Source organism: Pseudidiomarina aquimaris (genome assembly GCF_003987395.1).
Classification (GTDB): Bacteria; Pseudomonadota; Gammaproteobacteria; order Enterobacterales; family Alteromonadaceae; genus Pseudidiomarina; species Pseudidiomarina aquimaris.
Genome location: NZ_PIPT01000006.1, coordinates 1 through 22,053 on the forward strand (window position 1 = coordinate 1; position 22,053 = coordinate 22,053).

A 22,053-nucleotide genomic window follows, 5' to 3' on the forward strand; every position below is an offset into this window, starting at 1 on the left:
CAAGTTTATGCCTGGCGGCCATAGCGAAGTGGAACCACCTGATCCATTCCGAACTCAGACGTGAAACGCTTCAGCGCCGATGGTAGTGTGGGGCTTCCCCATGTGAGAGTAGGACACCGCCAGGCTTTAAATAGAGAACCCCAGTCCAGATGGACTGGGGTTTTTTTATGCCTCAAAGACAACTGCGTTGTTCGTGCGCTACGCTGTTCGTGCTTCGTCCGCTGCGCTGTTCGAACAGCGAACGCAGTGAGTGGACGAACAGTGAGGCATAGCCGAACGGACGAATAACGAGTAACGCTTTTGTATTTAAACAAACAGCGAACAGCATACATCGAACATCGCTCTTCGTTCTTTCTTAGACTAAAGTCAACTAAGCAATTGCATGATCCGTTGCTATGCTTGTAAGACTATAAGAAGTACTAGTCTAGGAGAGGTAAACATCATGAAGAAGAATAAAACGTTGCTTGCAATGTTAAGCACCGGCGCCTTGTCGAGCTTAACCTTAATGAACACAACCGCTATAGCGCAAGAAGATACGAGCGCGACGGTTGAAGCGGAGGAGCGAATTCAGGTTGTCGGTTCGCGTTTATCGATGCGTACCGCTACTGATGGTACTGCACCTGTTGATATTATTTCAGGTGAAGAGCTCACCGCGAGCGGTATCACCGAAACTGCACGTGCGCTCCAGTATGCGGTTCCAAGCTTTAACTTCCCTTCGTCATCGATCACCGATGGTTCTGATGCCGTACGCCCAGCGTCTTTACGTGGCTTATCTCCTGATCACACCTTAGTTCTCGTGAACGGTAAACGCCGTCATATGAGTGCGTTGGTGCATTTGAATGGTACCACCGGTCGTGGTAGTTCGAACGTTGATTTGAACGCTATCCCAATTTCATCAATCAAACGCATTGAAGTATTGCGTGATGGTGCTGCGGCACTGTACGGCTCAGATGCGATTGCGGGTGTAATCAATATTGTATTGAAAGACCAGTCTGAAGGCGGTTCGATCACCGCAAATGCCGGTCAAACCTATGAAGGTGATGGTGAGCAGTACAAAATTCATGGTAGCACCGGATTCGCACTGGGTGACGATGGTCACTTTACGCTATCTGCTGAATATCACCACAAGAACAAAACTAATCGTGCCGGTCTTGATCCACGTCAACAGTATCCATTGGTCGACGGCGAGTTGGACCCACGCGAAGCTACATTTGACCGTTTGAATCACCATGTGGGTGCTGCCTCCTTTGAAAACAAAGCCGTCTTTTTCAATGCCGCCATTGCGGCTGGCGAAGGTGAATTCTATGCGTTTGGTGGGGTGAGTGACCGTACCTCACAAAGCGGCGCATTTTATCGTCGCGCCCTTGATAACCGTAATATCCTCGAAATTTATCCAGACGGTTTCTTACCGTTGTTGAGCCCAGAAACCCAAGATATGTCGGGTTACGTTGGCTATCGTTTCAACCTTGCCGGCTGGGATGTTGATGCCAGTGCAGGCTACGGGGAAAGCGAGTTCCAATATCGTTTAGAGAACTCGCTGAACGCATCCATTGGTCCGAGCTCACAAACTCAGTTTGATGCCGGAACACTAACAACGGATGAGCTCAATGCAACGATAGATTTTCAGCGTTTCTTCCCGTTCGTCAACAACTCAGATCTCGCTGTGGCATTTGGCGTCAGCTATCGTGAAAATAGTTACCAAATTGCCGCCGGTGAAGAAGCCTCGTATATCAATGGTGGCTACGATAATCGCCCAGGCGGCAGCCAAGGCTTTACCGGTTTTAAACCTGAGTCAGAAGTGGACCAGTCGCGTGACAATACAGGTTTCTACCTCGAAGTCGAAAATATGCTGACCGCCAACTTCCAGTGGGGCGCAGCGGTTCGCTATGAAGACTATTCTGACTTCGGTAGTAATACCAGTTGGAAGGTATCAGGTCGCTATGATCTGAATGACCAGTGGGCGGTTCGTGCGACGGCAAATACTGGCTTCCGCGCACCTAGTGTGCAACAGCTCTATTTCTCTAATATCTCGACGTTATTTGTCGACCGTGGTGATGGGTTGCAACCAGAGCAAAGCGGTACCTTTAACAACATCAGTCCGGTGGCAAGTGCATTAGGGATTGAAGGTTTAGAGCCTGAAGAGTCTCAGAGCTTTAGTGCAGGTTTGGTTTATAACGGCTACGAGGGTTTTACCTTGACCATCGATGCCTTCCAGATCGCAATTGATGATCGGATCATTCTCTCTGGTGATTTGAGCCCTCAAGATTCTGACGCAGTAGCTGAGGCATTAGCTGCCAGTGGCGCAGATAACGCACGTTTCTTCGTGAACGCAGTCGATACAACAACGCGTGGTGTTGATGTTGTGGCGTCACAAACCTTTGAGCTTGATGATATGGGCTCGCTGCGTGCGCAATTGGCCTATGGTTACAACAAAACCGAGATTGACGATATCAATCTACCCGTTTTGTTAGACGGACTTGAGGATAACTTGTTCGACGGCGTCGAGCGCACGCGAATGACACGCTCAGTTCCGCGTAATAGCGGCAGCGTTGCTTTCACCCATACTTTGGGAGATCTACAAACGCGCGTAGCCTTTAATTACTTTGGTGATTACGTACTGGAGAACAGCCAAGGCGTACAAACCGAGTTTGGTGCGAAGTGGGTGACTGATCTATCGGCGAAGTATCTACTCACCGACCAGTTAACAGTAAGTGCTGGGGTACAAAATTTGTTTGATGAGTATCCTGACAAGCAACGTCCGGCAAGCCAATTCAACGGAATCTTTATGTATCCGAATACCAATGCTCCGTTTGGCTTTAACGGCGGTTATTACTACGCTGAGTTGACGTACAACTTCTAACGTTAGAGTTTTTCGATTGTGTGAAAACCGCCACTTTGTGGCGGTTTTTTTATGCCCAAACACTTTAACTTTAGTCTAACCCTAAGAAAAACAGAGGTTTAAAAGATGGCACGATTATTGAATATCCAAGAGAGGATAAAAATTTAGCAACCTCTTGAAGTTGTCTTTAGTTGGAGAAAAAAATGCGTAAACAATCAACTTGGCTTTGGGTTATCGCTGCTGTTCTAGCTTTCTTTTTGTTTGGCGATGAGATTCTGGGACTTATCGGCGCCGTAGTCGGTTTGGTCATTAGCATTGGTGTGACTGGCTTATTATTGGTAGCCATTGCACTCGGAGCTTTTGCGTTAGTCGTTGCCATTGGCGGTAGTATTGCGGTAGCGGTCGCAGTCGCTGCAGTTGCCTTAGTCGCTGTCTTATTCAGTTGGCTGTGGCCGTATCTATTGTTGTTGGGCATTTTGTATTTGTTAGTGCGAAAACGCCCCAAAGCTGTGTAAACTAACCCCATGATTCATTATGGGGAGAAACTTGTGAAAGTAATTCGTCAATTAGCGCTCGCCGCATGCTTGGTCCTGCCGTTGAGCGGCTGGGCAGAAGTCGTAGTGAGCGATGCATGGGTCAAGCCGACTATTCCAGGTACTGAAAATGGCGCCGGTTATTTTGTCATTGAGAACCAAGGCACGTCGGCTGTGACATTGGTGGGCGTAAAGACCGATGTCGCTCGCGCTAGCGAAGTGCATCAACATGTGATGAATGACGAAGGCATGATGCGTATGCGTCGCGTCCCGGAATTGACGTTGGCTGCCGGTGAACAAGTGACATTCCAACCCGGAAGTTATCACGTCATGTTCTTTGGTGTAAAAAATCCGTTTAAAGTGGGTAGTAGCGTTGCTTTTCAACTGCAATTCGCTGATGCTGATGCGCTAGACGTAGTGGCCGAAGTACGACCGCTCAAATAAACCTTAGCGTAAAGGAGTAAGGCATGCGCAAAGTAACACTCTCGCTAGCATTGGTGATCAGTGCTGGTGGACTCATAGCCGCCCCCCAAGCCAATGCCGATACAGTTTTCGGTGTCTACGCAGGGGCTCAGACATGGAAAGCCGATACCAGTGGCTCATTCGGTTCCGAGCGTTCCACTTCTGACTTTTCGTTTGCCGACGATCAACAAGGTAGTGCTTATATTGCCTTTGAGCATCCTATTCCACTATTCCCTAACGTCAAAGTTCGCCACAATGATTTGGTAACAGACGGCAGCCAACTATTGAATGAAGACTTTTCATTCTTCGGTACGAATTTCGCAGCCAATAGCCGTGTTAACTATACCGCTGACTTGAGCCACACCGATTACACGCTCTATTATGAGCTGTTTGATAACGACCTAGTGTCGTTTGACTTGGGGGTGACCGCTAAGCGGGTGGATGGCAGTATTGAAGTTCGTGGCGAACAAACGTTGCAAGGGCAGAGCACTGACGGTTGGATCCCGACGCTCTACAGTCAGCTTAGGGTTGGCATTCCGGCCACAGATCTCACGCTTTATGGTCTTGCCAATGCAGTTAGTATTGAAGACTCGAAAGTTGAAGATTATGAATTCGGTGTTGAGTATCGTCCGATTGAGAACTTAGCAGTCGATGTTAATTTGCAACTAGGTTATCGCGTGTTCAATGTTGAACTTGACGACCTCGACGGTGTTTACTCAAACCTAGAATACAAAGGTCCATACCTAGGTATCGAATTCCATTTCTAAGGGAGTTCAATAAAGCTTGCGAGCGCCGTTATTGATACGGCGCTACGTTTACAGCATCCATTTGATAGGCGACAACGGCCAAATCACCTTCAGCACGTTCAACTTTAATTGTTCCTTCTACCCAGACAGGGTTGAACGCCTGACGAATCGGGTAGCCCTCAGGAAACCGCACCAATACAACTTGATTCGGTGGTGGTGGCGGAACGTGGATACAGGCCCCTTCATAGGGCACCAACAAGAACTCGGTGACTTTACTGTCCTCGGCTTGCAATTGCACAACGAAACCGGGAATGCGTACTTTTCTACCATCGAGCGCTTCAACTACCGGCGCGTTTAGCTCGGGTTGCCCCATCGCTTCTGGGTTCATATCGTAGAAGGCTTGACTACGCACTGGTGGGGGCTTGTACCCTTCTGGGACCAAGTCTTTCCATTCAGTTTCGACAAACTCTTGCCCCTGCACAGGCATTGCGACAAACACACAGAGTGCCAGTAAACTTGCAAAAAACGACTTCATAATTTCACCGTTAAACCATCTGCCAAGGCATTGCGATAGGCTCGCCATGCCGGGAATAAACTGAGTAAGGTCGCGGCCACTAATATGGCAAGCAACAGGTAGATCTCGCGCAAGGTTAAGACACTGGCACTGACTTGAATACCCATTTGCTGTTGCAACAGCTCGGCGCCGAATAGCAATACCGTATAGAGCCCAGCCGTCCCAAGCGTCACGCCGACCAAAGTGACCACAAACGCTTCGACGACTAATAATCCGAGAATCGTAATCGGGCCTGCACCGATAGAACGTAAGACCGCCATTTCGCGGCGGCGTTCACGCAAGCTTGCTAACAATGTCGTTAACATGCCGAGCAACCCAGTAATGACGACGAGTATTGAAATGGCTACCAGTGCGCGTTCAAACAGGCTTAGGGTGCGCCAAAAATTCTGCAGCGCCAAGCCTGGCATAATGGCTGATAACGCTTCACCTCGATAGGTATTGATCGTACGTTGTAAGCGCAATGCGAGGGCTGGATTCTCGAGGCCGAGCAGTACTGCGCTTAATGTGTAAACAGGCGGCTCAGTTGTGACGACGTTTTCATTCTCATGCTCATGCTCATGGTCGTGAGAATGTTCTTCTGCACCCGAGTCGGGCAAATATTCGCCGTGCACTAAGCCTTGCGCGGTGAGTGGAATAAAGACCCCGCGGTCGATCGGCGTTCCGGTCCGCTCAAGCACGCCAACCACCTGAAAAGGGTGAGCGTCGTGCTGGCTGAAACTAATCTCTCCAGTGCCATGTGCGACAATTAAATCACTCCCCACTGACAGTTGGCGTTCACGTGCAACTTCCGCACCGAGCACGGCAACGGTCACCTCATTTTGCTCCGCAAAAGCACCTCCAGCAGCGAATGAAAGAGGCCGCTTATTGCCATATTTAAAGTTTTCAAACAACGCGTCAGTCGTGGCGATGACAGGGTAGCCATGCACGCTATCGCCCATGGCCATTGGAATATGCCAGCTAACACCGGGAAGCGACTGCAGGTGCTCGTAACTTTGCCAACTTAGCGTGTTGGATAAATTTCCAATATGAAACACGCTGCTTAACAGCAGCTCGGTCGAGCCAGTACGCGCACCGACAATAAGGTCCGTGCCAGAAATGGTATTGGAAAAGTTCTCTTGGGTTTGTACCCGTATGCGCTCGACGCCCAACAAAAGTAAGGTACTGACGGCAATAGCAATGACGGTTAACCAGACACTGCCACGGCGGTTCCAAAGGCTCGCGAGCGCCAACTTAAACATCTGCGACGGCTCCTTGATTGATCTCACTTAGCTCGATGGCGCGCGGAAATAGCGGCGCAAGTGTAGCGTCATGAGTGACAAATAAGAGCGTTGTGTTTTGTGCATCACAAGCTTCAAAAAGTAACTGAATAAAGTTATCTCGATGCGCTTGATCGAGCGCTGAGGTTGGCTCATCGGCAATAATAAGCGCTGGACTACCAAGCAGAGCACGTGCCGCAGCGACGCGCTGTTGTTGCCCAACGCTGAGTTGATGCGAGGGCTGCTGTTGCTGCTCGGGCGTGAGACCTAAGCGCGTTAATAATTGCTTTGCTTCTTGTTCTATCGACTGCTGAGAAAGACGCTTGCGCCGGGCTGGAGCAAATTGACAAGCCAAAGTCACATTAGCGCGTGCTGAGAGATAAGGAAGAAGATTAAACTGCTGGAAAATATAGCCGATTTCGTTGGCTCGCAATTGGTCTCGGCGATGCTGATTCAAACCAGCCAAATCTTGCCCGAGAACCTTAACTTGCCCAGCGCCTGTTGTATGAATACCGGCAATGAGACCAAGCAAGGTCGATTTACCGCTGCCACTGGCACCCCGCAACAACACACGCTCACCGCGTGCGATGGTCAGTTCCGGAATGCTCAGCAGCGGTAACTGAGCACCCGGCCATTTAAACTGAAGTTGTTTCAGTTCAATGCAGGTGCTCATAGGTCTTACTTAGCTTGAGCGCGTTCAAACGAAGAAACGATTTCTTCTTTTGCTTCGTTGATATCGCCCCAGCCTTCAACTTTCACCCATTTACCTTTCTCGAGCTCTTTGTAACGCTCGAAGAAGTGTGTAATTTGCGCTTTCAGCAATTCTGGCAGGTCGTTCACATCTTGGATGTGATCGTATTCTTTGCTGAGTTTGCTAATTGGTACCGCGATAACTTTTGCGTCTTCGCCCGACTCATCGGTCATTTTCAATACGCCCACGGGACGACATTTGATAACCGAGCCAGCTTGCAGAGGGTAAGGAGTAGGCACAAGCACGTCGACTGGGTCGCCGTCGAGTGACAAAGTGTCATTTACGAAACCGTAGTTCGCAGGGTAGAACATTGGCGTTGCCATGAAACGATCAACCCATAGTGTACCGGTGTCTTTGTCGACTTCGTACTTGATCGGATCTGCATTGGCAGGAATCTCGATGATCACATTTACTTCATCTGGCAGGTTCTTGCCTGCGCTCACATCACTCAAGCTCATGGTTTTTCCTATTGATAACTTAATGTCAGAATAAAATTTTGGCCGCTTATTATACGTTGCTTGGCTTCGATTGCGAACCTTGTAGATAACTTAAACAGGTATCAACTTCATTGGCTGAGCCCAGTATAACGCCAATACGCTGGTGAATATCATTTGGTTCGATGTCCATGATGCGTTGCTCGCCACTGTGGGCTTTACCGCCCGCCTGCTCGACCAGATACGCCATCGGATTACCTTCGTACATCAAGCGCAATTTATACGGCTTGCCTGGCTTGCGGTTGTCCCATGGGTAGGTGAATAGACCACCACGACAGAGAACCCGATGAACATCTGCAACCATTGCTGCAATCCAGCGCATATTAAAGTTTTTACAGCGCGGCCCTGTTTCACCTGCTAATAAATCATCGATATAGCTGCGCATTTCAGGTTGCCAATGGCGGTAATTCGACATATTGATGGCAAATTCACAGGTATCTGTAGGTATTTCTAAATTCTCGTCGGTTAGCAAAAATTCACCGACTGTGGTATCGAGCGTGAAAACACGAAGCCCCTTACCTGTAGTGAATACTAACATTGTCGATGGGCCGTATAGCACGTAGCCCGCCATCAATTGTTGGTGACCTGGCTGCAAGAACATGTCGGCGCCAGAGCGCTCGTTAGTTGGCGCTGGTAATACCGAAAAGATGGTTCCCACCATGCTATTGATGTCAATATTGGAGCTGCCGTCGAGTGGATCAAATGCGATAAGGTACTTACCGTCAGCGAAGCCATCGACGATTCCTTCTTCTTCCTCAGAGGCAACTGCGCGTACAAATTTGTTCTCGAGTAGGATATCTTTCAGCAGTTGGTTAGAAAGAACGTCGAGCTTTTTCTGGGTTTCGCCCTGAATATTCTCATCAAGAGTAGAACCTAACACGCCGGCAAGTTCACCTTGATGAAGTCGGTAGGAGATTTCTTTGGCGCAAATCTGCAGGGTATTTATGACTGAGATAAGGCCTTCTGCGACTTGATCACGGCGTAACGTCGGAATTAAACGCTGCATAACATCCTCATTTGGTGGGCTGCTCAAAATCGCGGCTAAGTTTACCGCAAAATTAGGTAAATTGCCTGCAAGAATCTCCGTAAAAGTGACTTGCATGCTACACTAGCCGCATTTTTTCGGGCACCGAAACTGTAGAACGAGCTAAATTTCTATGCACATTCATATTTTAGGCATTTGTGGCACTTTCATGGGCGGCATTGCGGCCCTTGCAAAAGCGCTGGGCCATCATGTAACTGGCAGTGATGCCCACGTGTATCCGCCGATGAGTGATCAACTGGCTGCATTAGGTATTGATGTTTACCAAGGCTATGACGCCTCACAGCTGAATCCTCGACCTGATTTGGTGATCATCGGTAACGTGTTGAGCCGCGGCAATGAGGCGGTAGAGGCTGTGTTAAACCAACGTATTCCTTATCGATCCGGAGCACAGTGGTTACACGATGAGTTACTGCAGGAGAAGTGGGTGCTAGCTGTTGCGGGTACACATGGTAAAACCACTACCTCGAGCATGCTAACTTGGATTTTGGCCTATGCAGGTTATCAACCTGGGTTTTTGGTTGGCGGCGTACTGGCTAACTTCGGCTGCTCGGCGCAGTTGGGTAATAGCGACTTCTTTGTCATTGAAGCAGATGAATACGATACGGCGTTTTTTGATAAGCGATCGAAGTTTGTGCACTACCAGCCGTCGACACTAATTTTGAATAACCTCGAATACGACCATGCGGATATTTTCCCAGATCTTGCCGCAATTCAAACGCAGTTTCATCACTTGGTGCGAATTATTCCTGGACATGGCCAGATTATTTATCCAGCACAGGATGACAACCTACAGGCAGTGCTGGATAAAGGCTGCTGGAGCGAGCTCAAAACGCTTGGCGGTGATTGGCAGTTTAAGCTGTTAAGTGATGACGCAACGCAGTTTGAGGTGCGTCATGGAAGTGAGAGCGTTGTAGTGGAATGGCAGGTGGTTGGCGCCCACAACGCTGCTAACGGTGTTATGGCCATCGCGGCAGCACATCATGTCGGCGTTCCGCTCGATGTTGCGGCAGCGGCGTTGGGCGAATTTAAGAACACCAAGCGACGTCTAGAGCTGTTGGGAGAGCCTAACAAAGTCGCAGTTTACGATGATTTTGCCCATCATCCCACAGCGATTAAACTAACGCTTGATGCCCTGCGTGCTAAAGTAGGTAAAGAGCGTATCGTCGCTGTGCTCGAGCCGCGCTCCAATACCATGAAACGTGGTGTGCATGCCGCTGAGTTGGCGCCTGCGCTGGCGTCTGCAGACGCGTGTTATCTGCTGCAACCGGAAGGGATTGAGTGGCAACTAAGCGACTACGTGCCCAATGCCAACATCAGTCATAGTGTTGATGAACTACTTGCGAAGTTGCAACGTACGTTAGCGCCACACGAGCATGTTTTAATTATGAGCAATGGCGGCTTTGGCGGTCTTCACCAGAGGCTACTTGCAGCATTAAAAGAAGCTGAGGAACTTACCCATGAGTCCACAGAATAACGCAATCACGCTTGCGATAACTGGAGCGTCAGGTGCACCTTATGCGGTGCGTTTGTTAGAATGTCTGCTGCAACAAAAACAACAGGTTCACCTGTTAATGTCGAGCGCAGCTCGAGTGGTATTTGCGACTGAGTTGAATTGGCAATTGCCTGCCGCACCGAAAGCGATGGGTGACGCCTTGCGTGAGCACTTTCAGGTAGGTCCAGAACAGTTGCAAATATACGGCAAAGAGCAATGGTTCTCGCCGGTGGCTTCAGGCTCGGCAGCGCCTAAGCGTATGGTTATTTGTCCTTGTTCGACAGGCTCCTTGTCGGCTATTGCACAAGGTGCAAGCGATACCCTACTCGAGCGCGCCGCCGATGTGGTTATCAAAGAGCGTGGGCAATTGATCGTGGTACCACGCGAGATGCCACTTTCCGCAATTCATTTGGAAAATATGCTGAAATTAGCACAGTTAGGCGTGACCGTAATGCCGGCAGCACCGGGTTTTTACCATCAGCCGCAAAGCATCGACGACTTAGTCGACTTCGTGGTTGCTCGAATTCTTGATCATCTGCAGCTCTCGCAGGAACTGCAACCGCGTTGGGGCTACGATCAGTCAGCGGCAACGCGTGAGGAGTCGTAAAAGTACATGAAAGCTCTATCTATTAAAGACCTACGGAAGACATACAAAGGCGGATTTGAGGCCTTGAAAGGGATCGACTTAGAAGTTGCTGAAGGCGACTTTTTTGCTTTGTTGGGGCCAAATGGCGCCGGCAAATCGACCACCATTGGAATCATTTCATCTTTGGTCAACAAGACCTCCGGGGAGGTCAGTGTCTTTGGCTATGACCTAGATACACAATTGGTTGACCTGAAACGCCAAATTGGGCTGGTTCCGCAGGAGTTTAACTTTAACCAGTTCGAAACAGTCCGCCAAATCGTGGTGAATCAAGCTGGTTATTATGGTGTGCCTCGCGAAGTCGCCCATGAACGTGCAGAGCATTATCTCAAGCAGCTCGGCTTGTGGGATAAGCGCGATGCGCCGGCGCGGATGCTCTCAGGCGGGATGAAACGTCGCCTGATGATCGCCCGGGCATTATTGCACGAGCCACGCTTACTTATTTTGGATGAACCTACCGCTGGTGTAGATATCGAGCTGCGCCGCAGTATGTGGGACTACCTTGAGGAAATAAACAAGCAAGGTATTACGATTATCCTTACCACTCATTATTTAGAAGAAGCGGAAACGCTGTGCCGCAATATTGCCATTATCGACCAAGGCACCATTGTCGAGAACACCTCTATTAAGCGTTTATTGACGACTTTGAATCGCGAGACCTTTGTTTTGGACTTAAGTCGTGGTGAAGAGCAACGCATCGAACCGCAACTCGATGGTTTTACCATGCGCCAAATCGATGACCATACCATCGAAGTCGATGTGGAAAAGTCGCAGGGACTCAATAAGGTATTTGAGCAATTGAGTGCACAGGAGATTAAAGTTCTGTCCATGCGTAATAAAGCCAACCGCCTCGAAGAGCTCTTCGTTGACCTGGTGGAGCGTGGGCGCGCAAACAAATCGGCAGCAGGAGCGAAGTAATGGCATCGTCTTATAGTTTCATCGCATTGAAAACGATTTGGATTAAAGAGTGCACGCGGTTTTTACGTATTTGGATTCAGACGTTGGTACCACCAGCGATTACCATGACGCTGTATTTTATTATTTTCGGCAGCATCGTGGGCGAGCGCATTGGTGAGATGAGTGGTCGGCCTTACATGGAATTTATCGTGCCAGGCCTTATCATGATGTCGGTGATCACCAACTCGTATTCAAATGTAGCATCGTCATTTTTCAGTGCTAAGTTTCAGCGCAATATTGAAGAGATGCTGGTAGCTCCCGTATCAACGCCAGTGATTATTGCCGGCTACGTTGGCGGTGGGCTGGCGCGGGCGCTCATTGTCGCGGTTATTGTCACCATCGTGTCGTTCGCGTTTGTCGAAAATGTCAGTATTAACCATGCTGGGATTCTTATCCTAACAGTGATTTTAACGTCGACCTTGTTTTCGCTCGCTGGCTTGATTAATGCCGTTTATGCCAAGACGTTTGATGACATCTCGATTGTGCCAACTTTTGTGCTGACGCCGCTGACTTATCTTGGCGGGGTATTTTTCAGTATCAGCTTATTGCCAGGTATTTGGGAAACCGTTGCTCAGGCCAATCCGATACTTTATATGGTAAATGCCTTCCGTTATGGTTTCTTGGGTGTTTCAGACGTCAATGTTGGGGTTGCGCTAGGCGTGATTATCGCCTTTAACGTGGCCTTTTTCTTGACCGCATATATCTTGTTACAACGCGGTGTAGGGATTCGCTCGTGACGGCAATGGAATCACGCCCAGTTACCACCAATCAACATGGCAATCATGACGATTTAACCCAAGTCGTCATGCGCCATTTGCGCTCGCCGTTCAAGAAGCCTATCCAAGAGCATAATAGGGCAGCCTTTGAGCAAGCGGCGGAGCAAGTCGCCAAGTGGCAGGGGCCGGTAATCCTTGATAGTTGTTGCGGCGTTGGCGAGAGCACGGCATGGCTGGCGCAAGAGTATCCTGATGCGCTGGTCATTGGTGTCGATAAATCCGCACATCGCCTACAACGTCATGCGAACTATCAAACTTCTGCGCAAGGTCAACGCTATCTGTTGGTTCGCGCAGATTTGCAAGACTTTTGGCGCCTTGCGGTTGAGCAACACTGGCAACTGAGCAAGCACTATATTTTGTATCCGAACCCTTGGCCCAAGGCCGCTCACCTCAGCCGTCGTTGGCATGGGAGTCCAGTTTGGCCCTATGTTCTAGGTCTTGGCGGTGAATTGGTGATGCGCTCAAATTGGGTGACCTACTTGACCGAGGTAGCGAGTAGCCTCGCTTTGGTGAACTGTGCCGCACAGCTGCAACCGTTGCTTGCTAAACATGCGCCAATCACCCCTTTTGAACGCAAATATCAACGCAGTGGCCAGCAACTTTGGCAATTGAATGCTAACCTCCCTGAAGACGGTCGCTATTTTTCAGCGATCGAGGCAGAATAAGCAGTTCTGTAACGTTTGAGTTTCAACTCTAAGGATAACGTGTTGAGTGACCAAGTTTTTGCTGAGGTAAGTGAAGAAGCACTATTAAAAATCTTCACGCTACCGGAGGCGCCGGATTCGACCCTCGGTCGTATTGAAAAAGATCTGTCAGAAAATTTGATGGGCTTTCTTGGTGAGCATATTGTCGCGCGTGAGAAACCTTTGCATGAGATCGAGCAAAATTTCTCCGCTAGCGAGGTCCCTGAGCAGCCACGTTATGTGTCTGATCACACCGAGTTCTTGCTGAATAACTTAGTTGCCCACTCGGTCCACACCTCTTCGCCGCGTTTCATTGGTCACATGACTTCAGCCCTACCGTATTTCTTGTTGCCGTTGGCAAAGTTGATGGTAGGTCTAAATCAAAACTTGGTGAAAATTGAGACTTCGAAGGCCTTCACCCCGCTCGAGCGTAACGTGCTCGGCATGCTCCATAATCTGGTTTACGGACGCGATGCCGAATTCTACCGACGTTGGATGCACAGTGCTCAGCACTCGCTGGGGGCGATGTGTTCCGGTGGTACGGTGGCCAACATTACCGCGCTTTGGGTTGCACGCAACCTGTTACTTAAACCCACTACAGGCTTTGCCGGCGTTGCTGCCGAAGGTCTAGCGGCGGGCTTGCAGCACTATGGTTATCGTCGCTTGACCGTAATGGTCTCTGAGCGTGGGCATTACTCATTGGCCAAAGCTGCGGATGTGCTTGGCATTGGTCGCCAAAACCTGATTGGTGTCGCGACCGATGATCATAATCGCATTCGTATGGATAAATTGCGCGAGGCGTGCGAGCAAGTGGCCGCCGACGGTGGCAAGGTAATGGCCATTGTGGGCGTTGGCGGAACGACCGAGACCGGACATATCGACCCATTGAGTGAGCTGGCTGACTACGCCGAGGAAATTGGCGCACATTTCCATGTTGATGCTGCTTGGGGCGGCGCAACGCTCATGTCGGCCAAACACCGTGAGCTATTGGCTGGCGTCGAGCGTGCAGATAGCGTAACGATTGACGCACATAAACAAATGTACGTGCCAATGGGTGCAGGCATGGTGTTGTTTAAAGAACCTGGCATGGTACGTGCGATTGAGCACCACGCGGAATACGTGATACGCCATGGCTCGAAAGATCTGGGTGCCCACACCATGGAAGGCTCACGCCCGGGCATGGCGATGCTGGTCTACTCAGCCATGCATGTGATGGGACGACGCGGCTATGAGTTGCTCATCGACAAGAGCATCGAAAAGGCCAAAGCTTTCGCCGAGTTGATTGCTGCGCAAGATGACTTTGAGGTGATCACTGAGCCACAGTTGTGCTTATTGACCTATCGTTTTGTGCCAAAGCAAGTGAAGGCTGCCTTACAGCAAGCGACTCCAGAGCAAGTAAAGCGCCTGACCCCGCACTTGAATGCAATCACGCGCTTTATTCAGAAGCGACAGCGGGAAACGGGACGTTCGTTTGTGTCGCGAACCAAGTTAAATCCAGGCCAATATCAGCGTGAACCGACGGTGGTCTTTCGCGTTGTCTTAGCCAACCCGCTGACGACAACCGACATGTTACGCGAAGTCCTAGAGGAACAGCGTGCTATCGCCAACGAAGCCATGAGTTTGCGCGGTGCGTTGCACACTGAGATGCGCGAACTTGGGCTGTTAGCGCGCCAAGCCTAAGCGTGGCGTGTGAATTGTAAGTTGTCGATCAAGCGAGTGCGGCCTAGAAATGCTGCAACCAATACCACCAGCTCATGGTCGTCTCCCCGAGCCGGTTGCAGATCGGAGCGTCTTCGCAATTCTAAGTAATCAATTCGAAAGCCATGCTCTTCAAGTTCATGGCGCGCGCCTGCGAGTGCGATTTCATCATCAATTCCCTGTTGATGAATGGCGTCTGCAAGCGCTGTTAAGGTCTTATAGATAACCGGCGCAAGCTGGCGTTCCGAAGGCGACAAATAACCATTGCGCGAGCTCAGTGCGAGTCCATCTTCAGCGCGCTCAGTCGGCATACCGATGACTTCAACAGGCAAGCTCAAATCTTGCGTCATGAGACGGATGACCTGCAGTTGCTGAAAGTCTTTTTCCCCAAATACCGCAGTATGCGGTTGCACCATATTGAACAGCTTCGCGACGATGGTCGCGACCCCGCGAAAGTGGCCGGGACGACTTGCGCCACACAATGTTTCGGAGATTTTGGGAACTTCAATATAGGTTTGAACAGCTAAGCCACGTGGATAAACATCGCTCACCTGTGGCGCAAAGACACCGTGCGCACCGCGCTCGGCTAAGGCTTGGCAATCGGCATCTAGGGTTCTGGGATAGTTGTCCAAATCTTCATTGGCGCCAAACTGCATCGGGTTAACGAAAATACTGACGATGACCACGTCGGCGTGTTGTTTGGCGAGATCCACTAATTTTAGATGCCCTTCATGCAAATTACCCATGGTTGGTACTAGGGCGATGCGGCCAGTTTGCTGTGCGCGCCAAGCACGTAATTCTTGCAAGCTTTTGAACAATTGCATGAGTTAACCTTTGAAGCTGTGTTCGGGGCCAGGGAAGCTGCCTTCTTTGACTTGCTTCACGTACAAATCGACGGCACCGGCAAGGTCATTTGCTTCGGCTAAGAAGTCCTTCACAAATTTTGGCAAATAATCACTGTTCATGCCCAACATATCGTGCATGACGAGGATTTGCCCGTCACAGTCGGGGCCTGCACCAATGCCAATCGTGGGAATGTCGAGCGCCTCGGTAATGCGCTTGGCAAGAGAGCTTGGCACACATTCAAGCACTAACAGCTGGGCTCCTGCTTCTTGCAGAGCCAAGGCTTGGCGCAGGGTATTTTCTGCTGCACTCGCTTCTTTGCCTTGGACTTTGTAGCCACCGAGGACATTGACGGATTGCGGTAACAGGCCCAAATGTGCACAAACAGGAACACTGCGTTCGACCAATTGGCGGATGGTATCAAGGAGCCAGTCACCGCCCTCGAGTTTGACCATATTGGCGCCTGCGCGCATTAACTTGGCCGCCTCTTGGCAGGCTTGTTGCGGCGTGGCATAACTCATGAATGGCATATCGGCCATAACAAAGGCATCGGGTGCACCGTTGCGAACGGCACGGGTGTGATAGGCGACATCGTTGACTGTTACCGGTAAGGTGCTGGATTCGCCGAGGACAACATTACCCAGTGAGTCGCCGACCAACATGAAGTCGACGCCTTGTTGTGCAAATAACTTCGCAAAAGAGGCATCGTAAGCAGTGAGTGAAGCGATTTTCTCGCCGTCCGCCTTCATTTTAGCGAGTTTGGCGATGGTCATTGCAGCCATTTCAGATCCTTACCTTTAGAGGACGATAGCCTCGATTGTATCAGGTAATTTTCACTAGGTCATGGCTCGGTAGGCCCTCGAGCAACGCTGCTATACTGCGTCCATCAGGAAGGGTCAGTTCGGGTGCAAGCTCGTGCAGAGGCACCAATACAAAATCACGTTCCGCCATCCCTGGATGGGGCACGGTTAGGCGTGGATGTTGCAATTCTAAGTTGGCAAATAGCAACAGATCGAGATCGAGGGTACGGGCGCCCCAGCGTCGACTGCGTACGCGACCAAACGCGTCTTCGAGTTGTTGCAAAAGGTCAAGCAAGGCTAACGGCGCAAGGTTGGTTTCTGCGCGCAATACGGCATTTACGTAGTCGGGTTGGTCTTGTGGCCCCATTGGTGCGCTGCGGTAGAGACTCGAGCACTCCACGTGGGCGAGTTCGGGCACATGATGCAAACGTTGCAACAACGCGCGCAGAGTCTCTACCGGCTCGCCTAAATTAGCGCCGAGCGCTATGTAAACCGTGTTCATGATTTGTTGTTGTCACCGCTTGGACGCTTGCGAGGCCCCCCGCGGCGTCGACCGCCGCGTCGACCGCGCTTTTTGCGCGGGGCGGGCGCATCGTCATGGCGTTTGTCGGCAGGCTGCATGCCTTTTTGTTGTTCGGTCCAAAACTGCGCTTGCTCGCTAAGCTTCTTGCGCTCGAGAGGGGTCGCAGTTGCGGCACGCAAGAGTAAAAAGTCATAGGCAGCACGGAAGCGGGGGTGGCCAAGTAACGTTTGCACACGTTTGCCCTTGGCGCGTTCGAGGCGTTGCTGCATCTGCCAGATTTCGCGCGCAGGAATCGTAAAGCGCTTCGGCACCGATACGGTCTGAACCTGCCGGCCCCAAACATCTGCGGCAGCGATATTCATAGCGTCCACCGGCGGCAAGCCGCTTTCGAACATCAGTTGTTCCATACGCGCCTGGAGTGGCCACCATAAAAGTGCAGCAAACAGGTAGGCTGGCGTGATGCTTAACCCTTGCTGAATGCGACTATCGGTGTCGGCGAAGGTCTGCCGTAACATTTGGTAGGGCGCTTCGTCCGGCGTCTGCAAATAGCTTTTTAGCATCGGGAAGAGCTGCTGAAACAAATGGTATTCGCTGAGCATCTCAAAATTGGCTAACGCTTTACCTGCGGTAAATAGCTTTAGACATTCCTCGAATAGACGCGCTGGAGGTATGTTTTGCAGTAACGAAGCATGTTCGTGTATCGGCTTGGCGACACTGTCATCCATGCGCATGGAGAGCTTAGTGGCGAAACGAATCGCCCGCAGCATGCGCACGGGATCTTCACGGTAGCGCGTCTCGGCATCGCCGATCATACGTAGTACGCCAGCTTCAATGTCGCGGACACCATTAGCGAAATCGTAAATCGCGAAGTCAGCGATGTTGTAGTACAAGGCATTGACGGTAAAGTCGCGGCGTTGGGCGTCTTCTTCGATACTGCCGTAAACGTTGTCTCGTACGAGCATACCTTGTGCGTCACTCTTGGCGTGCTTTTGCGCATCCCCGTCGTCGTCATGGTGGCCACGGAAGGTTGCGACTTCAATCACTTCGCGGCCAAACATGATGTGTGCTAAGCGGAAGCGGCGTCCAACAAGGCGGCAATTGCGAAAGAGTTTGTGAACTTGTTCAGGACTTGCATTGGTCGCAACATCAAAGTCTTTAGGTTTGAGGCCGAGCAGGAGATCTCGCACACAACCGCCGACAAGATAGGCTTCATAACCGGCATTGTGCAGACGATAGAGAACCTTCAACGCAGGCTCTGCGATATCCTTACGCGAAATAGGGTGTTGATCACGGGAGATCACCAAGGGTTTAGCAAGAATATTCTTGGGCAGCTCGCTGTTTTGTGGTTTGGCGCCAAGCGCTTTCTTAGCGAGGGCTTTCATGCGTTTGATAATGGTGGTGTCTCCCTAATCGACAACTGTATTAAAAACCAGCGTATTGTAGCCTGTCCGCAGCTTTCAGGAAAGATACTTTGCCGCCCAAGCCTGACTCGCCTCAGCTAAAAGTTGCTGAATGTCATTTCCGGTGTCGACCTCACCTAAGCCGAGAAAAGCAATTGCACGGGCTAATTGCTCTTTAGGTTCCTTAGCGTTCAGCGCGGGCGCATGATTTTGCTTACTCAGTTTACGGCCATTAACATCCAGCGCGAGAGGAACGTGCATAAGCCGTGGTTGGCGCGCCTCAAACTGTTGCCAGAGTGTCAGTTGCCAAGCGGTGGGGGTAAGTAAATCGACGCCACGCACCAAGTCAGTAACACCTTGTGCAATATCGTCGACGACTACCGCCAGTTGGTAGGTGTAAAGTTGGTCGCGGCGAAAAAGCACAAAGTCTTCTGCGGCGAAGTTCGGCTCGATGTTCACCTCGCCTTGCCAACGGTCGTAAAAGTTCGCAATGGGCCGATCGTTGAGGATGCGAATCGCTGCATTCTCGGCATTGCGCTGTTTATCGCGGCAATAGCCAGTGTAGTAGGGGCCACGTGCTTTGATTTGTTTACGGGTACAGGTGCAGTAATAGCAAAGGTGTTGTGCTTGCAGTTGCTGGAGCGCGATACGGTAGGCTTCATCGCGTTGTGATTGGTACATGACCTCGCCGTCCCAATGCAAGCCAAAGGCTTCAAGTTGTCTTAGAATAATGCTGTCAGCGCCGGCAACCGCGCGCGGTTGGTCAACATCTTCAATACGTACTAGCCATTTACCGCAGTGGGCTTGAGCGTCAAGGTAGCTAGCGACGGCGGCAACCAACGAGCCGAAGTGAAGTGGCCCCGACGGAGTCGGGGCGAAGCGTCCACAATAAGGAAGGTCAATGGCCACCTTAGGCGCCAGTAAGTTGCTTCTCTTTGATTTCGGCAAGAGTTTTACAGTCGACACAAAGGTCAGCAGTAGGGCGTGCCTCTAAACGACGGATGCCGATTTCGATGCCACACTGGTCACAGAAGCCAAAGTCATCAGCTTCAATTTTCTGCAGTGTTTTCTCGATTTTCTTGATTAATTTACGTTCACGGTCACGCGTGCGTAATTCAAGACTAAACTCTTCTTCTTGTGCCGCGCGATCAACAGGATCAGGGAAGTTTGCCGCTTCATCTTTCATATGATGCACGGTGCGATCCACTTCTTCACGCAACTGGTTACGCCAAACTTCCAAAATCTTGCGGAAGTGCGCCCGTTGCTTCTCATTCATGTACTCTTCATTCGGCTGCTCTTGGTATGGTTCCAAGCCAGCTTGTGCCAAAATGCCATGAGCTTTTTTCGGCGTTCCTTGAGGCATTGTGGATCTCCTATATGAGAGGGTTCTTCAAAAAGGTCGGTACATATACCAGAAAGCTCAACCCTGCGCAATTTTATTTGTGCAAAAGGTTGTTTCTTAAATGACCGGTAAAAGTCCTTTTGGGTTAATTCCGCTGGCGCTTATCATGCATTCAAGTGCATAAAACTCAACGCCTTTCTGTTTTGCAAGCTGAGCCATTTCAGCGTAGCTCGGGTCACAATGTTCAGCTGCGCTGACCTGTTGCACGGCACCATGAAAAACGCAATACAACACGACCGCTCGGTGCCCTTCCTCGACCATGGTGATCAAGCTGCGCAAATGATCGCTGGCGCGTTGACTGACGGTATCTGGGAAGTAACCTTGCTGTTCTTGCGCCAAAGTTACGCTTTTGACTTCAATAAAGATCTGCTGCCCAGCGACATTCTCTGCCAACCAATCAATGCGGCGGTTATCATAGCCATAACGTTGCTCGGCCCGCAGTTGCGTGAGCTTACCAAGTTCACTTAGCACGCCGTGCTCGAGTGCTTCACCGACGACGGAGTTAGCTCGGTGGGTGTTCACGCAAATCATGTCGCCATCGGCTGTCGATGCTAGTTCCCACGTGTAGCGATACTTGCGCTTGGGGTTGTTGGAATCACTCAACCATACCGGCATACCGGGTTCAGCGCAGCCGGTCATCGCCCCCGTATTCGGACAATGCACCGTTAACGGATCGTCGGGGCTATTATGCTCAGGCCACTCGGGATGATAAACATCGGCTAAAAAACGCTTGTAGCGGCGCACTAAAAAAGCCTGCTGCAAGGGGTTGTCAAACTGCATTGTCAGCCTCATGTAGCTTAGATAGGATATACTTCAATTCATTCGCAACCATACTGGGAGCTAGTAACCATGTCTACTGCACTTGCTGTTTTTGTTGTTCAACAAGAGTTTTCGGATTCTGCTTGGAAAAAGTCCGCACCGGTGATTGTCGGAGAGCAGGGCGCGACCATTTACTTAGGGCAAGATGAAAGCGAGAACTTACGCAAAGTGCAAAAAGCAGGGCGCCAGTTGGACAACCTCGGTGTGAGTTCGGCGAAATTAAGTGGTGAAGGCTGGGATTTTGAGCGCCAGTGGGCCTTTGCCAATGGCTACACCGACACGCGTAGTACCAACAAACTAGAGTGGGCGAGCAATAGTGAAGCGCTGACGCAAACGCGGAATGTGGTGAATTGGACACGTGAGCTGGTGAACTTACCGCCGATGGACATTTACCCAGAAGCGTTAGCACAACGGGTCGCCGAAAAGTTAGAAAGCTTAGCGCCAGAGAAAGTAAGTAGTCGCGTCATTAAAGGCGATGAACTCTTGCAGGAAGGCTGGATGGGCATTCATACCGTAGGCCGCGCCAGTAAGCGCCCCCCTTGCATGCTGGTCGTTGACTACAATCCTACAGGTAACGCCGACGCTGAGATCGATACGGTTTTGGTGGGCAAGGGCATCACTTTCGACTCTGGTGGTTACAGCCTGAAGTCGAGTGAAGGCATGTTAGCCATGAAATGCGACATGGGTGGTGCGGCTACAGTTGCTGGCGCTTTGGGCTTGGCTATCGAGCAAGGCTTGCAAAAGCGTGTGCAGCTGGTGCTGTGTTGCGCGGAGAACTTGGTCGACGGCAGCGCTTATTTACTCGGCGATATCATTACCTACAAAAATGGGCTGACTGTCGAAGTCGTTAACACCGACGCCGAGGGCCGCTTGGTGCTAGCGGATGGCTTGCAATATGCTGGCGAAGTTGGCGCCAAACGCGTCATAGATGCAGCAACCCTAACGGGTGCCGCGCAAGTGGCTGTGGGCAATGAGTACAACGCCTTGTTTAGTGTCGATGATGAGCTCGCCAACAAAGCTTTGAGTACTGCTGCAGCGCAACGTGAGAACTTGTGGCGCCTACCTTTACAGCCGTGGCATAAGGAAAATACTCCATCAGCCTTTGCAGATTGCGCCAACAGCCGCCCACAAAAAGGTGGCGGTACTGGTGGTGCGAGCAATGCGGCGGGCTTCTTGCTACGCTTTGCGCCGAATGACGGTAAGGGCTGGTTACATTTCGACATCGCGGGCGCCTATCACAACAGCGCCAATGCAATGTGGGCAACCGGTGCCACTGCGCTAGGCGTGCGCACTATTGCGGCATTACTGCAGGACTAA

General features: G+C 50.7%; 23 protein-coding genes and 1 rRNA gene. 12 read left to right on the top strand and 12 right to left on the bottom strand.

Features of this window, described 5'->3' with window-relative positions:
• The first annotated feature begins 10 nt into the window (after nt 1-10).
• From rrf to CWE21_RS08270, 5 genes are all read left to right on the top strand, one after another.
• Nucleotides 11-125, top strand: a 5S ribosomal RNA gene (gene rrf, locus CWE21_RS08250).
• Nucleotides 126-442: 317 nt separating this feature from the next.
• Nucleotides 443-2,860 carry a TonB-dependent receptor plug domain-containing protein gene (locus CWE21_RS08255; protein ID WP_420821126.1) on the top strand — a complete coding sequence of 806 codons (2,418 nt, stop codon included), beginning with the start codon at nt 443-445 and terminating at the stop codon, nt 2,858-2,860.
• Between the two features lie 182 nt (nt 2,861-3,042).
• A complete protein-coding gene (locus CWE21_RS08260) occupies nt 3,043-3,354 on the top strand; it encodes a hypothetical protein (protein ID WP_126833972.1) in 312 nt (103 codons plus the stop codon).
• Between the two features lie 33 nt (nt 3,355-3,387).
• Entirely contained in the window at nt 3,388-3,816 is a 429-nt protein-coding gene (locus CWE21_RS08265; protein ID WP_157982746.1) for a copper chaperone PCu(A)C, read from the top strand.
• A gap of 23 nt (nt 3,817-3,839) precedes the next feature.
• Nucleotides 3,840-4,601, top strand: a complete 762-nt coding sequence (locus tag CWE21_RS08270) for a TIGR04219 family outer membrane beta-barrel protein (RefSeq protein ID WP_126833974.1) — start codon at nt 3,840-3,842, stop codon at nt 4,599-4,601.
• 28 nt (nt 4,602-4,629) lie between these two features.
• Here CWE21_RS08270 and CWE21_RS08275 read toward each other — a convergent pair whose 3' ends face one another.
• Genes CWE21_RS08275 through CWE21_RS08295 form a run of 5 tightly spaced genes read right to left on the bottom strand, consistent with a single transcriptional unit; the run spans nt 4,630 to nt 8,661 of the window.
• Nucleotides 4,630-5,115 carry a DUF3299 domain-containing protein gene (locus tag CWE21_RS08275; RefSeq protein WP_126833975.1) on the bottom strand — a complete coding sequence of 162 codons (486 nt, stop codon included), beginning with the start codon at nt 5,113-5,115 and terminating at the stop codon, nt 4,630-4,632.
• Nucleotides 5,112-6,392 (bottom strand): ABC transporter permease, encoded by a 1,281-nt coding sequence (locus CWE21_RS08280; protein ID WP_126833976.1) that lies wholly within the window; start codon nt 6,390-6,392, stop codon nt 5,112-5,114. Before CWE21_RS08280 ends, CWE21_RS08275 begins: the two co-directional genes overlap by 4 nt.
• Nucleotides 6,385-7,083 carry an ABC transporter ATP-binding protein gene (locus tag CWE21_RS08285; protein ID WP_126833977.1) on the bottom strand — a complete coding sequence of 233 codons (699 nt, stop codon included), beginning with the start codon at nt 7,081-7,083 and terminating at the stop codon, nt 6,385-6,387. The genes CWE21_RS08280 and CWE21_RS08285 overlap by 8 nt, the downstream gene beginning before the upstream one ends.
• A 5-nt stretch (nt 7,084-7,088) precedes the next feature.
• Nucleotides 7,089-7,619 (bottom strand): inorganic diphosphatase, encoded by a 531-nt coding sequence (gene ppa, locus CWE21_RS08290; RefSeq protein WP_126833978.1) that lies wholly within the window; start codon nt 7,617-7,619, stop codon nt 7,089-7,091.
• Nucleotides 7,620-7,668: 49 nt separating this feature from the next.
• The gene (locus CWE21_RS08295) at nt 7,669-8,661 is read right to left on the bottom strand and encodes a class 1 fructose-bisphosphatase (RefSeq protein WP_126833979.1); all 993 of its coding nucleotides are present in this window, start codon (nt 8,659-8,661) and stop codon (nt 7,669-7,671) included.
• Between the two features lie 151 nt (nt 8,662-8,812).
• On the opposite strand from CWE21_RS08295, the gene mpl reads away from it, so the two are divergent.
• From mpl to panP, 6 genes are read left to right on the top strand one after another with little or no spacing between them, the layout of a single operon-like run.
• Complete coding sequence (gene mpl / locus CWE21_RS08300; RefSeq protein WP_126833980.1) at nt 8,813-10,174, top strand: UDP-N-acetylmuramate:L-alanyl-gamma-D-glutamyl-meso-diaminopimelate ligase; 1,362 nt, start codon at nt 8,813-8,815, stop codon at nt 10,172-10,174.
• Nucleotides 10,158-10,799, top strand: coding sequence for a flavin prenyltransferase UbiX (locus tag CWE21_RS08305; protein WP_126833981.1), 642 nt, complete (start codon nt 10,158-10,160; stop codon nt 10,797-10,799). Before mpl ends, CWE21_RS08305 begins: the two co-directional genes overlap by 17 nt.
• 6 nt (nt 10,800-10,805) lie before the next feature.
• Nucleotides 10,806-11,753: an ABC transporter ATP-binding protein gene (locus tag CWE21_RS08310; protein WP_126833982.1), complete on the top strand. Its 948-nt coding sequence runs from the start codon at nt 10,806-10,808 to the stop codon at nt 11,751-11,753.
• The gene (locus tag CWE21_RS08315) at nt 11,753-12,529 is read left to right on the top strand and encodes an ABC transporter permease (RefSeq protein ID WP_126833983.1); all 777 of its coding nucleotides are present in this window, start codon (nt 11,753-11,755) and stop codon (nt 12,527-12,529) included. Before CWE21_RS08310 ends, CWE21_RS08315 begins: the two co-directional genes overlap by 1 nt.
• Nucleotides 12,526-13,233, top strand: a complete 708-nt coding sequence (gene trmB / locus CWE21_RS08320) for a tRNA (guanine(46)-N(7))-methyltransferase TrmB (protein ID WP_198675089.1) — start codon at nt 12,526-12,528, stop codon at nt 13,231-13,233. Before CWE21_RS08315 ends, trmB begins: the two co-directional genes overlap by 4 nt.
• A 42-nt stretch (nt 13,234-13,275) precedes the next feature.
• On the top strand, nt 13,276-14,931 hold the full coding sequence (gene panP, locus CWE21_RS08325; protein WP_198675090.1) for a pyridoxal-dependent aspartate 1-decarboxylase PanP: 1,656 nt from the start codon (nt 13,276-13,278) through the stop codon (nt 14,929-14,931).
• Here panP and panC read toward each other — a convergent pair.
• The 7 genes from panC to sfsA all read right to left on the bottom strand — a co-directional run bounded on the left by panC (nt 14,928) and on the right by sfsA (nt 20,697).
• Nucleotides 14,928-15,773, bottom strand: coding sequence for a pantoate--beta-alanine ligase (panC, locus tag CWE21_RS08330; RefSeq protein WP_126833985.1), 846 nt, complete (start codon nt 15,771-15,773; stop codon nt 14,928-14,930). The genes panP and panC overlap by 4 nt on opposite strands.
• 3 nt (nt 15,774-15,776) lie before the next feature.
• Nucleotides 15,777-16,574 carry a 3-methyl-2-oxobutanoate hydroxymethyltransferase gene (gene panB / locus CWE21_RS08335; RefSeq protein WP_126833986.1) on the bottom strand — a complete coding sequence of 266 codons (798 nt, stop codon included), beginning with the start codon at nt 16,572-16,574 and terminating at the stop codon, nt 15,777-15,779.
• Between the two features lie 40 nt (nt 16,575-16,614).
• Nucleotides 16,615-17,094, bottom strand: a complete 480-nt coding sequence (folK, locus tag CWE21_RS08340; protein ID WP_126833987.1) for a 2-amino-4-hydroxy-6-hydroxymethyldihydropteridine diphosphokinase — start codon at nt 17,092-17,094, stop codon at nt 16,615-16,617.
• Entirely contained in the window at nt 17,091-18,413 is a 1,323-nt protein-coding gene (gene pcnB / locus CWE21_RS08345; RefSeq protein ID WP_417680937.1) for a polynucleotide adenylyltransferase PcnB, read from the bottom strand. The genes folK and pcnB overlap by 4 nt, the downstream gene beginning before the upstream one ends.
• Before the next feature lie 159 nt (nt 18,414-18,572).
• Nucleotides 18,573-19,418, bottom strand: a complete 846-nt coding sequence (gluQRS, locus tag CWE21_RS08350) for a tRNA glutamyl-Q(34) synthetase GluQRS (RefSeq protein ID WP_198675095.1) — start codon at nt 19,416-19,418, stop codon at nt 18,573-18,575.
• A gap of 7 nt (nt 19,419-19,425) precedes the next feature.
• The gene (gene dksA / locus CWE21_RS08355; protein ID WP_126774019.1) at nt 19,426-19,878 is read right to left on the bottom strand and encodes an RNA polymerase-binding protein DksA; all 453 of its coding nucleotides are present in this window, start codon (nt 19,876-19,878) and stop codon (nt 19,426-19,428) included.
• Nucleotides 19,879-19,974: 96 nt separating this feature from the next.
• Nucleotides 19,975-20,697 carry a DNA/RNA nuclease SfsA gene (gene sfsA / locus CWE21_RS08360; protein ID WP_126833989.1) on the bottom strand — a complete coding sequence of 241 codons (723 nt, stop codon included), beginning with the start codon at nt 20,695-20,697 and terminating at the stop codon, nt 19,975-19,977.
• 69 nt (nt 20,698-20,766) lie between these two features.
• On the opposite strand from sfsA, the gene pepB reads away from it, so the two are divergent.
• Complete coding sequence (gene pepB, locus CWE21_RS08365; RefSeq protein WP_126833990.1) at nt 20,767-22,053, top strand: aminopeptidase PepB; 1,287 nt, start codon at nt 20,767-20,769, stop codon at nt 22,051-22,053.